Raw genomic sequence first — 12617 nt, 5'->3', positions numbered from 1 at the left:
ACCAACCGGGTAGCCGTCTTGTCGTGGTAACCGAGTGCAGTCGTGATGACGGGAGCTGGGGCCTGGAGGGCGAGTTGGCGGATCGCGGAGGTCCTGCCGCGCTTTGGCGGGACGCCGATCTTCCGCAGGTGGGCCTGGAGGCTGGCCGGGTTCATCGGCTGGCCGGGGACGAGCCACTGTGAGCTTCCCAGGGTGTGTTCAGCGGTGCTCAGCTCCTCGCAAGTCCGCCCGCCGCAGGGCAACGCAGATGAGGATGGCGAACGCGGCGAGGGCCGTGCAGGTGCGGACATCGTTGAACAGCTCCCAACGGCGCAGGATCCTCGCGTGGTCGGCCGGCGGCACCTTGGCGGCCCACTGCTTGATCTGGCCGTTGATCGGGACGTTCCCGAAACGGGTGATCAGAAAGGAGGCGACAGTCAGGAACCCGGCTGTGGCTGCGAGGAGTCGGGGCCGCCCGCGTGTCAGGACGGCCAGGGCGAGAGCACTGAGAGCCGATACAGCCATAGCCCCCTGCATGGTGATCCCGTTCATCTTCATCAGCTGGGTGTGAAAGTCGAGTCTCATGTCGATCGGCACCGAGTTGAAGGTCGGAACGAGATTGGCGGCGCCGTAGCCGAAGGCGCCGGCGAGCAGACCGGTGGAGAGCAAAGCCAGGCCGAGGAGAAGCCGAGTGCGCATCGCGTTCATGCCTCCGCGGTGGTCTGGGCGAAACGGCTGCTTGCTTCTCCTCGGAGCCGTCCCGCGGGAAGTCTGCGGCCGTAGGCCAGCAGCAGGAGGTCCTGAGCGGCGCCGAACACCGGCGAGCCGGAACCGTACGACCAGTCGAGGTCCTCGGCGCACAGTCGCACATCGTCGAGTTCTGCGCCGAAGAACTTCAGGCTGCGGGGCCGGATGTCGTCCAGCAGGATGCGCAGCCGGGCTTCGGGGACGCTCCGGTCGAGGCCGAGGGCCACGGTGACGTCCAGCCCGTGCACTACGTCGTGGCCGAGCGCCGCGGTCAGCCCGCCGACCGGTGGTGTCCAAGGATGGTGGGCATGGTCCCGAAGGAAAGCCGCGAGCTCGGTGGTGGAATGGGCCGCGGAATCCCTGCGCGCGACCTGGTCGGTCATACGGTGAAGGCTGCCGCGCGCCTTGACCAACTCACCGCACATCGTGGGCCAGGAGAGCCGGAACCCCATCGACATGTGCGCCGCCACGTCACGGACGCGCCAGCCGGTGCAGAGGCTGGGCGCGTTCCATTGAGCGGTTCGCAAAGTGTCGAACAAGTCTGCCAGTTCCCGGCGCTCCGCCGCGATGGCTCCTCTGACATCTCCGCTGTTCCCTCTGTTGGCTGTCGCGTCCTCCATGTGATCAAGCCTGCTTTCGGCGGACCGATAAAGCCAATAGATAGTTCTGCTGCGATCTAGAATCGTTGGTTATGGAACTGCGTCAGCTGCGGTACTTCGTCTGTGTCGTCGAGGAGGGCGGTTTCACTCGCGCCGCCGCCCGGCTGCATCTGGCGCAGCCCGGACTCAGCGCCCAGATCCGCCAGCTGGAGAAGGAGCTGGGCCAGCCCCTGCTTGACCGCTCCGGCCGGTCGGTCACGCCGACAGAGGTGGGCCGGGCAGTCCTGCCCTACGCGCGTACCGCACTGGCCGCAGCGGAGTCGGTGGCGCAGACGGTCGACGCGTACACGGGGCTGCTGCGCGGCCGGGTGACGATCAAGATGGTCTCGGGTGCCACCGGACACGCCTTCGACATAGCCGCCCTGCTCGCGGACTTCCACGACTCCCATCCCTCGGTGGAAGTGGCCCTCACCGAAGACACCACGGAGCGGATGCAGGCCGCGCTCCTGGCCGGCGAGCTCGATATCGCCGTTCTGGGAACGGCACAGGACGTACCCCCTCCGGGAGTGGACTTCCAAATGGTGATCGACGTGCCACTGGTTGCTGCTGTCGCCCCCGGCGATCCGCTTCTCAACCGGGTCCGCGGTCCGAGCATCGAGCTTGCCGAGCTACGCGATCACAAGTTGATCTGCCTGCCCCGCGGCAGCGGGGTCCGGGCGGCGCTCGAACAGGGCTGCGCGCAGGCCGGATTCCGGCCTCGAGTTGCTTTCGATGCAGCAGCCCCACATGTGCTCTCACAGCTTGCCGCACGAGGCCTGGGGATTGCCGTGCTGCCTGCCAGTGAGGACGGCTCCCCCGTCGACGCGCAGCTTCGCACCCTCCAGATCGTCCGGCCCGAGATGCGTGCCCGCATCGCTCTCGCGTGGCAGACCGGAGGTCCTTCCGGCCCCGCGGCCCAGGCTCTCCTCGCCCGCTTGCGTGAAGCATTCCCGAAGCCGCTCAAGCACCAAGGGCCGGCAGGAACAACAGCGAGCGACATCAACTGTCCTCGCGATTGATCATGCCGATACGCGACTGACGAATCCCCAATACACCGCGAAACGACTTCCGCTCAGAGGCCCTGGCCCACTTTGTGTTGCGTCCGCCTTGCGCGCTCTCGACGCGGACCGCTGATCTGCGAAGTGCTGAGCCGCCTGTCGCCCGGACGTCGCAGCTTCTGCGGGCCCCGAGGTGGCCCGGCACAGCGCTGACTTCGGGCCCGGTAGGCGCAAGTCGACGGACGACGGCGAGGAGTACACGCCGATCGGTCCGTCCTCGTCGCGGAGGCCGAGGCCTGCGCCACGGGTATGCCCTGCGCGGAGAGCAGGGTCGTCTGGGCTCGCCGCCAGCTCACCGCCGTGCCGGTGCCCCTGCGGACGATCCGCAGCAGACGCCGCCCCTCGCGGTCATCGATCCCGCGGACGCGCACCCGATCTGCCACCCCGAACATCCTCGCGACACCGCTGCTCCGGGGCCACCATGCGTACGGGTGTCAAACCGCTCGCGACTGATCATCTGCGGAGACAGGGCACCCCAAAACCATACCCAGTTTGTTTTTGTACTCAGTCTGATTATTATGGTTGCGTGGTAGGGCTTCGAGAACGCAAGAAGGAACAGACCAGGCAGCGGATCGCCGCGGTGGCGTTGCGATTGTTCAGTGAGCGCGGTTTCGACGTGGTGACGGTCAACGAGATCGCCGAGGCCGCCGAGGTAGCCAAGGCGACGCTCTTCGCATACTTTCCGGCCAAAGAGTCACTCGTCCTCCACGGTGCGAGTGGTGACGACCTGGCCGGGATTGTGGCCCGGCGGACGACCGGGCAGACGTTCATCGAGGCGCTACGAGCGCACCATCGCGCGCTTGCCCACGTACAGCTACCGCCAGCGGACCTGGACGCGCTGCTCGCTCGCATTCGTGTGATCCACGACAGTCCGGCACTCCAGGCTGCGGCGAACGGTCTGCTCTACCAGCAACGCCAGGCACTGACACAGGTTCTGGCGGACGAGTACGGCCCCACGGCAGCCGCACTTATGGCGGCCCAGATCGCCGCATCCATGCTCGCCCTCCAAGAGACATACTTCCAGAGCCTCCTGGGCGGTACTTCCCCCAAGGACGCCAGCCGTGCTCTAGCGAAGGACGTCGAGCTGGCCTTCGACCTACTGGAACACGGAATCAACCACACAGAAGGCCACTGACGTGCGCGCACGAGGCATCAACTACGACACCGGCAGTTTCCCCGGCCACTTCCTCACCCGAAGGACCTTCGACCCCGAACAGGTCGGGCGCGAAATGACGATCCTCGCTGGTGACCTGCACTGCGACACCGTGCGTATCTCCGGCCGCGACCCCGAGCGACTGGGCACAGCCGCACGGCATGCCGCGGACACCGGTCTTGAAGTGTGGTTTTCCCCGTTTCCTGTCGACCTTCGCCCCGAGGCAATCCTGACGTTGTTCGCCAACTGCGCACAGCGCGCCGAAGCCCTGCGGCAGGACGGCGCGCAGGTGGTCTTCGTCACCGGCTGCGAACTCAGCGCCTTCGCCCACGGCTTCCTTCCTGGCAACACCTACCGCGACCGCCTCCGTGCCATGGCCACCGCCGACATGCAATGGTGGACCTCCCTCGGGCCGGTCCCCGAACGCCTCAACGCCTTCCTCGCCGAAGCCGTCACGACCGTTCGCGCCCACTTCGGCGGGAGGATCACCTACGCCTCCGGCCCGTGGGAGCCGGTCGACTGGGCTCCGTTCGACCTGGTGGGCATCGACGCCTATCGAACCGCGCAGAACGCCGACACCTTCCGCACCGACCTGCGCGTGTCCCTCTCCCACGGCAAGCCGGTCGCCATTACCGAATACGGCACGTGCGCCTACCGAGGCGCGGGCGATCTCGGTGGCATGGCCTGGCAGCCACCACAAGGAGCGATCCCGGACGAGGACGAGCAGGTGCGCTACTTTAACGAACTGCTCGACATCTTCGAAGAAGAAGGCGTGGATACCGCACTGTGGTTCTCCTTCGCCAACTACGACAAGCCCGGCGATCGCGACGTCGCCTCCTACGGCGTCGTGCGCATGCTCGACGAGACCCTCTGCGAACCGAAGAAGATCTTCCACGCCATGAGTACCAGACATCAACGACCAGACGGCCGCTCCGACTGACAGCGACGCTCCCGAGCGTCGACACAGGCTCTCAATCACCAAGGCCCCCAGTCACACCAACAACGACGCAGAGGTTTCTTGGCGCGGTTGCCCTCAGGGGTGAGTAGGAGCGGCTGCCCCTCAGGCGTACACCAGTCGTCCAACCGTCGTTCGAGTGAGGCGAACAGCTGGCTGAACTCGCGCATGAGGGGCGTGGCTTCGCGAGGCCACAGCGGCTCTCGGCGGGTGAAGTGCACCCGTCATCCTGTGCTCGACATAGAGCTGGACACTCTCTGCGGACAGCTCAGCAGCGCATAACCCAAATTCGACGGCGATAGGGCGGTCATCTGGCGGCGCGACACCGTCCGTGTCCAGACCCGGGCCGGGCGGGACGCCACCCAGCGGTGGCTCGACCTCGCCACCGCCGCCATGAACCTCCCGCCGAATACAGTCCTCGACGGCGAGGCAGTGATCTGGTTGGACGGACGCATCGACTTCGGAGCGGTCCGCTCCCGCGCTTCCTCGCGCGGCAGGCGACTGGCCGACCTGGTGCACCGGCACCCCGCCAGCTACGCGGCGTTCGACTGCCTCATGCTGGCCGGTCAGGATGTTCGCGGCCTGCCGTATCTGGAGAGGCGGGCGGCGCTGCTCGACGTGCTCGACGGCGGGCCGCCGCTTCAGGCGGTGCCCGCGACGGACGACCGCGACGTGGCGCTCGTGTGGTTCGAGCAGCTCCAGGCGCAGGGCATCGAGGGCATCGTCGCCAAGCGCGCGGCCAGCCCGTACCGGGGCGGTGTCAGGGTCTTTCAGAAGGTGCGGCACAGCGAGACGACTGACCCGCAGTGGTCGGGTACGTCGGCCCTGCTGCGCGGCCGCGGCGGCTCGCGCTCCGGCTGCCTGACGGACGCACCGTGCTGTCCCGGGCCGTGCCCGCGCAGGTCGCCCTGGAGGTGGCCCGACACACCGCGACGTCCGGGACCGGCGGGCGCTCGCGGGTGGACGACGGAGACGAATACACGACGATGAGCGCGGGCCTGGTTGCGGAAGTCGAGGCCGGGACGACCAGGCACCCCACCGTCACAGTGACACGCCTGCGCTGGCGAGAGGGCACCCCGGCCGGGTCTCAACTGGAGGCGCGGCGGGCGGACAGAACGATCACTGCGGCCCGTCCATCCATACCGAGACCTCCGCGGCACCCCGCCGGACATCTTCTTCCTGCTCCTGAGCGAGCTGCCCGCAGATCGCTGCGATGTCGAGCACACCGCCTGACCTCACGAGCGCGTCATTCAGTCCCGTCTGCAGCCAGTCAGCCTGCTGGTCGTCGGCCTCGGCAACCGCGAGAGCAATGAGCCTTACGGCGGCCACCGTCCCTACTCGGGCCAGCGCCTCTGCAGTCTGCCGGGTCACCGCTGTGTCCTCGACGTCCAGCAACAGTCCCACCAACGCGTCCGCAGCCTCGGGAAAATCAGCGAAGGAAGCAAGGTCACGCCCGCCACGAACACGCAGCGGCCACGACGGAGACGACGCCTCAGCCAAGGCCGACTCCAACCCACTCATCATCTCCGCCACGACCAGACAGTCTCATGCCCCGCTCGGATGATCGACCCCCGGGCCAACGCCGCCCACCCGCTTGGCCAAAGACATAGAGGCACCCCCCGGAGGTCAGGCGGCGAAGCCGATGTTCGTCACGTACTCGTAGGAGCCGTAGTCGGAGCCGAGGTCAGCGGCGACGTCGTCGAACCAGGCGTGGTCGAGCGCGTCGTCATCGTCATCAGCCCACGCGTTCACCACGGCATCCCACCTGCGGACGTTCAGCATGCGAAAGGAGATGGCGCGCACGTGCGGCCGGTTCACCTGCGACTGATTCAGGGGGTGGAACTCGACCCGGGTGCCGCGACCCGCCTTGTTCAGGCGCTGCAACAGATGCCGGGCGACGTTCTGCCGCCGTACCGCCTTGTAGGCGCGGTCGATGCGGTTCAGGTTCTGCCTGGTGGGGGTGCGCTTGCCGTCCAGCCACGCTCTCAGGGTGCGGTCGGTGACCGTGAGGCCGGCTCCCCTCGCGGCCTGGCGGGCCCGGTCGGAAAACGTGAGGTAGTCCAGGCGAGCCATCAGGCCACCGCGCGCGGTGATGGGCGTCGCGATGAATCCGGCGAGCGCATCGAGCTGGCGCGCGACGGCCTCATGGCCCTTGATGCTCAGCGCCCCGAACTTCCCGAACTCATGATTGCCATCCGGTACCTGTCGTCCCTCCCCAGAAGGTCAGTGGTTGGTCAGAGGTCGAGGACGGCGCGCAGCGCCTGGTCCACGCGGGCCATCACGGTCGGTTCGACGGTGCCGCGGTGGGTGGCGCCCTTGAAGCGGGTTCCGGTCGCCAGTTGCTGGAGGTTCACGGCGACGGCGGTGCAGTGCACCGGAGCAGTGATCTCGACCGACATGGCGGTGTCGGGGTAGCGGCCGGGCGGATGCAGGACGATCGCCAGGACCGCGCCGTAGGCCTCGTCGAGGCCGGTGAGGGTGACGACGAGGACGTCCCGGCCGTCGGTCAGGGTCCAGACCTCGCCGCGCTTGATCTCCTGACTCACAGGGCGTCGCCCTCACCCGCGAGGTCTTGGCCCAGGCCGAGCGCCGCGAGCTGCTGAGCGGCATCCAGCGTGGCTGCGCGGCGGGCGGCACGGACGATGTAGGCGTTCATGCTCAGCCCTGCCGCGGCAGCGGCCTGCCGGATCGAGGGGGCCAGCTCATCAGGAACACGGAGTGTCATCGAGGTCACCGTCATGACACCATTTTAGACACCGGAAACCGGTGGCGTAATGCGATGGTGCACCGCAGGATCGCCAGAGACGTGCGCGGTACCGCCATGGCTCTCGTCGACGGTGCGCGAGCCACCGCGCGAACCCGGGCCGACGCGCGGACTCTGGAGGCAGGACCCCTTATTTCAGGAGGTGCGTCATGACTTTCCACGAGCAGCGGCCGTGGGAGGAGCCGCAGCGTCGCATTCACGTCCATGGGCACGTGGTCATCGGTGTCCTGATCACCTTGGCCGTCGTCATCGTCGGAGCGTTGATCTCACCGCTGATCGTCGCCGAAGTTGTGGGCCTCGCGGTGTTCACCGTGCTCGTTCTCGCCGTCGGCAGCTGGGTGGGACAACGCCGCAAGAGAAACCAGTAGAGCGCCTCCTCGGGTGCCGCAGGGCAGCCCTGTGATGTTCGCTAGTGCTGTGACCGGGAACGTTCGCGGTCAATGCACTAGCTGGTCCAAGGGAGGCGGACGGCTTCGAGCTCAGGGTCCGTGAGCAGCGCTTCGACGAGCGAGTGGGGGCCGCAGACCTTGGTGCCCCAGAGGTCGTAGTCGGTGCAGACGACCCAGGAGTGGTCAGCGGCCCACAGGTTGGAGGGGGTGTACCAGATCTCCGGGTTGTCGAAGAGGCTCTGGGCGTCGCCCAGGCGCCCGAAGCGAACCCGCCCGATCTCAAAATCTCGCGCGATGATCGGGTTGTAGTACGCCAGACAAGGTGTGTCGGTTCCCTGGGGGCTGTGCTCCGTAAGGAAGCGGATCAGCTGGTCCCATGTCGGTCTGTCGAGGCTGCCCTCGGCGGGCCACTCGATGGAGCCGGGCCGAATTTCTGCCTCTTTCGCGGAGGGAAAGCAGTGGTAACAGGGGTATAGACCCTGCGGTACGACTGGATCACCGATTCGAGCAGCCAGCTCCGCCCAGCGCAGCCGCTGCCACCCCGGGCCGGGGTGCTCGTCCCGGCTCTGCTCGTGGTTGAGCGAATCCTCGGCGGCTTCCCCGCGCTCATACATGCCGCCGAGTACCCAGGCGGCATCGGGGCGTCCGGGCGCCTCGTAGCCGGTGAGGCCGTCATCCTGGGCGAGGTCGGCAAGCCAGTCAGCCTCCGAGGCAGGAGCCAGGGGCCACGCGGCAAGGATGTCATCGGGCATCCGGCCAGGCTACGGGTCCAGGCCTAAACAGCTTCAGAGACCCGGTGAACCTTCTCGGTCACAGCACTAGGGCGTTTCTTTCGGATCATTCGATTGCTGTCCGGCACGGGACGTGGCGGGCTGGTCTGCTCGGGCATCGTGGTCCTTATGCCGATGTTGTCTGCCAGCAGCGACGGTAGGCGCGAGCTAGGTCAGCTTCCGACCTAGATAACACTGATCCATGTCGGCGAGGACCGGGACACCCTTGCGCTCGCAGGTTCGGAGGATCCTGTGGGTGCGGACGGCCGTCAGGTCATGGGTTCGGCCCGGCAGCACCGCTGCCACAGCATCTGCGAAGGGCGCGGGCGATCTGCCAGTCCGGGGTAGCGGAACCGCCGCTGCTTCTTCGGTAGAAGCGGCGGTTCCGCGCCTAGAGGTCGTCCGGCACGATCCACGGTGAATTCCCCACGGCCCGGACCACGTCCAACTGCCCTGTCAGGCAGGGCCACCAGGGGCGATGCACCTCATTGTGTTAGCCGTTCTTAAGGGTCCTGACGTGGGAGGAGCCGACCATTAAGTGCATAGATCAGCGGACCACGGCGCTCTGCGGTGGAATGGGAGGCGTTCGGTCGTCAATCGGCTGCATAGTTGTCGGTCGGGGCCCCGACGCCTGCTCGTGACGGCATTCGGGCGGAGGATTGCGTGTGGTGGCGATCACCTGGTCGAGCCGCTCGCGCGCGGTGACGAGGCCGGCGATCCGCTCGCTGATCCGTGCTCGTTCGCTCTCCAACTGATCCAGAAGTCCCGGAGCCACCGAGCCGGCATTGACGCAGCGCAGCACCTCCCGTACCGACCTGCTCGGCAACCCGGCAGCGAACAGCTGCTGAATCAGATCAACCTGCCCGACCGCAGAGTCCGGGTACTGACGCTGACCTCCTGAACTGCGGTCGGCCCGCAGCAGGTCGCGCTCCTCGTAGTAACGCAGCGCACGCACGCTCACGCCGGACCTCCGGGCCACCTCGCCGATCCTCATGGCTCTCCCTTGCTCCCGGTCGTCGCCCGGACTTGCACCTCACGTCAGCGTCAGGTTTTAGCGTAACGGGTTCCAGGGCATTCATAGCCATTCGCACCGATAAGGCAGGTCATCATGCGCGCAGCCCGCTACCACGAGTACGGCAGCACGGACACCCTCGTCATCGAGCAGGCCCCCGACCCGTCGCCCGGTCCAGGAGAAATCCGCGTCCGGGTCACGGCGGCCAGCGTCAATCCCGTCGACTGGAAGGTGCGCGACGGGTCGGTGCGTGACTTCCTGCCGGTCGATCTGCCCGCGATCCCTGGCCGCGACGCTGCCGGCGTGGTGGACCAGGTCGGTGCCGGCGTCGACTCGATCAGCATCGGGGACCGCGTCTTCGGCCTCGGCGGAGTGACGGGCGCTTCTGCCGAGCTGGCCCTGCTGTCTGCATGGGCTCCCACACCCGCGAACTGGAGCGACAACGAAGCCGCCGCCGCGGGCCTGGCATCCGTGACGGCACTGGGCGGACTGAAGACGCTCGGGTCCCTGGAAGGCCGCACGCTACTGATCGAAGGCGCGGCCGGCGGCGTAGGAGGCGCGGCTGTCGAGATCGCCCACGCGCTCGGAGCCACAGTGATCGGGACGGCCAGCGAACGCAACCACGCCTACCTCACCTCCCTCGGAGCGATTCCCGTCACCTACGGCGCGGGCCTGTCCGAGCGCCTCGCCGAGCTGGCCCCGCAGGGGATCGACCTGGTTCTCGACGTCGCCGCCTCCGGCTCCCTGCCCGACCTTGTCGAGATCGCGGGCGGTCTGGACCGCGTCGTGACAGTCGCGGACCACATGAACGCCCAGCGTCTGGGCGTCCGGGTGGCCAATGCGGTCAACGACCCCAGGCTCCTGGCCGAGGCTGCACGCCTCGGCGCAGAAGGCCGCTATACGCCGCGCATCGAGAAGCTCTATCCGCTGGAGGAGATCGCGAAGGCGCACGCAGCCTCCGAGTACGGGCACGTACGCGGGAAAATCGTCGTGACCATCTGATCCACGAGCATTGGGCTGACATCAAGTGGCCGTCTTCGGGTGTCGCGCGACACGGCGCCGGCCGCTGTGTCGTGCGACACCAGCCGCAGACATCAGGGCCGCGCCAGAGCAGCGAGACCCTGCCCCTGAGCCGCGGCATGGGAGCACTCAGACTGCAGCGCCTAGGCGGTCTCGTTTGGATCACCGGGCCGACCAGAGGAAGATTCCTGCGCCGTGGAGTTCGGCGAGGTAGATGGTTGCGGTCTTCTCGTAGCGTGTGGCAACGCCACGCCATTGCTTGAGTCGGTTGATACACCGTTCGACGGTGTTGCGCTGTTTGTAGGACTCGCGGTCGAAGGCGGGCGGTCTGCCGCCCCGGCTGCCTCGTCGGAGCCGATGGCCCTCCTGGTCCGCTGGGACGGGGATCACCGCTCGGATATCGCGCCTGCGTAGGTGCTCGCGGATGGCGCGTGAGGAGTAGGCCTTGTCGGCCAGGACTACGTCCGGTCGGGTGCGCGGTCGTCCGCGCCGTCGGGGTACGCGCAGACAGGCCATGACGTCCGCGAAGGCGGGTGCGTCACCGGCCTGGCCGGCGGTGAGGACGAAAACGAGGGGCCGGCAGCGGTCGTCGGCCGCGAGATGAATCTTGGTGGTCAGTCCGCCGCGGGAGCGGCCTATGGCGTGATCTGCCGGTTCATCGGCCGGGACCCCTTTTTGCGGGCCCCGGCCGCATGCTGGTGAGCTCGTACGATCGTGGAGTCCACCGACACGACCCAGTTCAGGTCCTCCTCGGCATCGGCCTTTGCCACCAGCGCGGTGAACGCCCGCTCCCAGGTCCCGTCGAGGGCCCACATCCGTAGCCGGTTATAAACGCCTCGCCAGTTGCCGTACTCCTGTGGCAGGTGGACCCACTGGATGCCGGTCTGGAACTTGAAGGCGATCGCGTCGATCACCTGACGATGATCCCGCCACCGGCCACCCCGTTTCGGTGCCCGGTCCGGAAGCAGCGGTTCGATCCGCGCCCATTGCACATCGGTCAACGGCATGATCTGACAACGAGAACCAGGGTCACTGGACGCTGTCCTAATCAGCCACGTCCGGAACCTGGCGCCGTGCTTCTGACAACCACAGCCCGTCGCCACCGCGTGTCATGGACTCATCGGTTCCCGCGGCGACTTCTTCCAGGTAGTCCAACCGGGCCTGCGCCAAGCTCAGCCGACCGTTGGGACCACCCCGGACAACGTGAGCGTCCGCATCATCCTGCCCGTCGTCCTCCCAGCCGCACTCTGGACAGATCTCGAAGTTTGCCCGCTCCTCCAACGTTCGCTGGAAGCAGCATGGGCACGCGATGAGGTCGTTCACGGCGTGGTTCGCGGAATGGACGGGCGTTTCGTCAGAGACCATGGCCGCCATCGTCCCGCTCCCCGGAGTGATCCACAATAAACGGCCTAGCTGTCGCCCGAACGCCTGCGCCTACGGATCGGAGCTGTCGCCCACACGGTCAGTCCAACAAGGGAACAGATGATCGCCGCGCCGACGATGGTTGGAACGACCGCCAGCAGCGCCATGCCGAGCAGTCCTTCACCGAACATCAGAGCATCCCTCACCGCGCGCCGCCGCTCTTCGTCATGCCCTACTCGACGCCTGCGCCACGCGGGTAGTTCCGGATGCGAGCGCCCCGGATGCGACTCACCTTGGAAGCATGGGCCGTGCACCGTTAGTCGTCTACCCGCCGCTCGGTACCGGCGGCCGACGGGTCCCCGCACGCGGGTGGATCCTCGGCCTCGCCCACTTCGATGCGGACGTAATCGAGTTCCTGCGGCGGGCTGGGCTGGAGGATGCCGAAACGCTGCTTGACGATCCGGCGTGGGTGCTATGGCGGGGTGGACGCGCGCACCACTACGAGGCGGCCTGACTGCGGGGATGACCGCAGCGGAGGGAGGGCGGGGCGACCGGATTCGAACCGGCGTCCTCGCGGTTCTGGAGACCGCGCGCGTCGACCTCTGCGCTACGCCCCGCCCCATCCCGAACTCTAGGCGCTGCGTCCAGAGGTGTCAGCTGGCTGACGGCACCCGACCGGTGAGGTTCGCCAGCAGGTACCGGGCGAGTTCGGCGTCCGGCTCGTGTCCGTCGCGTACGTCGGCGAGCAGACCCATCAGCTCGTGAACGTC

16 protein-coding genes, 1 tRNA gene and 3 pseudogenes are annotated in these 12617 nt (G+C 67.3%); 7 read left to right on the top strand and 13 right to left on the bottom strand.

All coding sequences use genetic code 11. The features are described from left to right. Positions 1-198: 198 nt before the first annotated feature. Positions 199-687: a DUF1772 domain-containing protein gene (locus K377_RS30025; RefSeq protein WP_237551296.1), complete on the bottom strand. Its 489-nt coding sequence runs from the start codon at positions 685-687 to the stop codon at positions 199-201. Then, positions 684-1346, bottom strand: a complete 663-nt coding sequence (locus K377_RS30020; RefSeq protein WP_111666719.1) for a maleylpyruvate isomerase family mycothiol-dependent enzyme — start codon at positions 1344-1346, stop codon at positions 684-686. The genes K377_RS30025 and K377_RS30020 overlap by 4 nt, the downstream gene beginning before the upstream one ends. Positions 1347-1417: 71 nt before the next feature. Between K377_RS30020 and K377_RS30015 the strand changes: the two genes are divergently transcribed. Then, a complete protein-coding gene (locus K377_RS30015; RefSeq protein WP_111666718.1) occupies positions 1418-2383 on the top strand; it encodes a LysR family transcriptional regulator in 966 nt (321 codons plus the stop codon). A gap of 245 nt (positions 2384-2628) precedes the next feature. Here K377_RS30015 and K377_RS42755 read toward each other — a convergent pair. Continuing rightward, positions 2629-2805, bottom strand: a pseudogene (locus K377_RS42755) (IS630 family transposase); the annotation flags it as partial. 143 nt (positions 2806-2948) lie between these two features. On the opposite strand from K377_RS42755, the gene K377_RS30005 reads away from it, so the two are divergent. From K377_RS30005 to K377_RS29995, 3 genes are all read left to right on the top strand, one after another. Continuing rightward, a complete protein-coding gene (locus K377_RS30005) occupies positions 2949-3557 on the top strand; it encodes a TetR family transcriptional regulator (protein ID WP_111666717.1) in 609 nt (202 codons plus the stop codon). A gap of 1 nt (position 3558) precedes the next feature. Beyond that, entirely contained in the window at positions 3559-4515 is a 957-nt protein-coding gene (locus K377_RS30000) for a hypothetical protein (protein ID WP_111666716.1), read from the top strand. Between the two features lie 324 nt (positions 4516-4839). Further along, positions 4840-5520: an ATP-dependent DNA ligase gene (locus tag K377_RS29995; protein WP_258395180.1), complete on the top strand. Its 681-nt coding sequence runs from the start codon at positions 4840-4842 to the stop codon at positions 5518-5520. A 129-nt stretch (positions 5521-5649) separates the two neighbouring features. Here K377_RS29995 and K377_RS29990 read toward each other — a convergent pair whose 3' ends face one another. From K377_RS29990 to K377_RS29975, 4 genes are all read right to left on the bottom strand, one after another. Further along, a complete protein-coding gene (locus K377_RS29990) occupies positions 5650-6054 on the bottom strand; it encodes a hypothetical protein (RefSeq protein WP_237551306.1) in 405 nt (134 codons plus the stop codon). Between the two features lie 102 nt (positions 6055-6156). Further along, complete coding sequence (locus tag K377_RS29985; protein ID WP_111666715.1) at positions 6157-6693, bottom strand: transcriptional regulator; 537 nt, start codon at positions 6691-6693, stop codon at positions 6157-6159. Between the two features lie 71 nt (positions 6694-6764). Further along, positions 6765-7076, bottom strand: a complete 312-nt coding sequence (locus K377_RS29980; protein ID WP_258395164.1) for a hypothetical protein — start codon at positions 7074-7076, stop codon at positions 6765-6767. Beyond that, positions 7073-7270: a YlcI/YnfO family protein gene (locus K377_RS29975; protein WP_237551295.1), complete on the bottom strand. Its 198-nt coding sequence runs from the start codon at positions 7268-7270 to the stop codon at positions 7073-7075. Before K377_RS29975 ends, K377_RS29980 begins: the two co-directional genes overlap by 4 nt. A 173-nt stretch (positions 7271-7443) precedes the next feature. Between K377_RS29975 and K377_RS29970 the strand changes: the two genes are divergently transcribed. Then, a complete protein-coding gene (locus K377_RS29970) occupies positions 7444-7662 on the top strand; it encodes a hypothetical protein (protein WP_111666714.1) in 219 nt (72 codons plus the stop codon). 77 nt (positions 7663-7739) lie between these two features. On the opposite strand, the gene K377_RS29965 is transcribed toward K377_RS29970, so the two are convergent. The 3 genes and pseudogenes from K377_RS29965 to K377_RS29955 all read right to left on the bottom strand — a co-directional run bounded on the left by K377_RS29965 (position 7740) and on the right by K377_RS29955 (position 9447). Beyond that, the gene (locus K377_RS29965) at positions 7740-8435 is read right to left on the bottom strand and encodes a hypothetical protein (protein WP_111666713.1); all 696 of its coding nucleotides are present in this window, start codon (positions 8433-8435) and stop codon (positions 7740-7742) included. Positions 8436-8657: 222 nt separating this feature from the next. Beyond that, positions 8658-8759 (bottom strand): annotated as a pseudogene (locus K377_RS29960) (IS5/IS1182 family transposase); the annotation flags it as partial. A gap of 241 nt (positions 8760-9000) precedes the next feature. After that, positions 9001-9447 (bottom strand): MerR family transcriptional regulator, encoded by a 447-nt coding sequence (locus K377_RS29955; RefSeq protein ID WP_237551294.1) that lies wholly within the window; start codon positions 9445-9447, stop codon positions 9001-9003. 114 nt (positions 9448-9561) lie between these two features. Here K377_RS29955 and K377_RS29950 point away from each other — a divergent pair, with 114 nt between their 5' ends. Beyond that, a complete protein-coding gene (locus K377_RS29950; RefSeq protein ID WP_111666712.1) occupies positions 9562-10467 on the top strand; it encodes an NADP-dependent oxidoreductase in 906 nt (301 codons plus the stop codon). A 180-nt stretch (positions 10468-10647) separates the two neighbouring features. Here the strand turns inward: K377_RS29950 and K377_RS29945 are convergent. Together K377_RS29945 and K377_RS29940 are read right to left on the bottom strand one after the other, a co-directional pair. Beyond that, positions 10648-11492 (bottom strand): annotated as a pseudogene (locus tag K377_RS29945) (IS5 family transposase). A gap of 37 nt (positions 11493-11529) precedes the next feature. After that, the gene (locus K377_RS29940) at positions 11530-11859 is read right to left on the bottom strand and encodes a CPCC family cysteine-rich protein (protein WP_111666711.1); all 330 of its coding nucleotides are present in this window, start codon (positions 11857-11859) and stop codon (positions 11530-11532) included. A 289-nt stretch (positions 11860-12148) separates the two neighbouring features. Between K377_RS29940 and K377_RS42440 the strand changes: the two genes are divergently transcribed. Further along, a complete protein-coding gene (locus K377_RS42440) occupies positions 12149-12361 on the top strand; it encodes a hypothetical protein (protein ID WP_111666710.1) in 213 nt (70 codons plus the stop codon). Between the two features lie 28 nt (positions 12362-12389). On the opposite strand, the gene K377_RS29930 is transcribed toward K377_RS42440, so the two are convergent. Then, positions 12390-12464, bottom strand: a tRNA-Trp gene (locus tag K377_RS29930). Between the last annotated feature and the right edge of the window lie 153 nt (positions 12465-12617).

Origin of the sequence: Streptomyces sp. PsTaAH-137 (genome assembly GCF_003259365.1) — a bacterium.
Lineage (GTDB): Bacteria > Actinomycetota > Actinomycetes > Streptomycetales > Streptomycetaceae > Streptomyces.
The sequence above is the reverse complement of the archived record's forward strand: the minus strand, read 5'-3'. Positions and strand labels throughout refer to the sequence as shown.

Coding starts and splice junctions, on each gene's coding strand:
- K377_RS30025 (WP_237551296.1), bottom strand. CDS start 687: ATGAACGCGATGCGCACTCGGCTTCTCCTCGGCCTGGCTTTGCTCTCC.
- K377_RS30020 (WP_111666719.1), bottom strand. CDS start 1,346: ATGGAGGACGCGACAGCCAACAGAGGGAACAGCGGAGATGTCAGAGGA.
- K377_RS30015 (WP_111666718.1), top strand. CDS start 1,418: ATGGAACTGCGTCAGCTGCGGTACTTCGTCTGTGTCGTCGAGGAGGGC.
- K377_RS29990 (WP_237551306.1), bottom strand. CDS start 6,054: ATGATGAGTGGGTTGGAGTCGGCCTTGGCTGAGGCGTCGTCTCCGTCG.
- K377_RS29975 (WP_237551295.1), bottom strand. CDS start 7,270: ATGACGGTGACCTCGATGACACTCCGTGTTCCTGATGAGCTGGCCCCC.
- K377_RS29970 (WP_111666714.1), top strand. CDS start 7,444: ATGACTTTCCACGAGCAGCGGCCGTGGGAGGAGCCGCAGCGTCGCATT.
- K377_RS29965 (WP_111666713.1), bottom strand. CDS start 8,435: ATGCCCGATGACATCCTTGCCGCGTGGCCCCTGGCTCCTGCCTCGGAG.
- K377_RS29955 (WP_237551294.1), bottom strand. CDS start 9,447: ATGAGGATCGGCGAGGTGGCCCGGAGGTCCGGCGTGAGCGTGCGTGCG.
- K377_RS29950 (WP_111666712.1), top strand. CDS start 9,562: ATGCGCGCAGCCCGCTACCACGAGTACGGCAGCACGGACACCCTCGTC.
- K377_RS29940 (WP_111666711.1), bottom strand. CDS start 11,859: ATGGCGGCCATGGTCTCTGACGAAACGCCCGTCCATTCCGCGAACCAC.
- K377_RS42440 (WP_111666710.1), top strand. CDS start 12,149: ATGGGCCGTGCACCGTTAGTCGTCTACCCGCCGCTCGGTACCGGCGGC.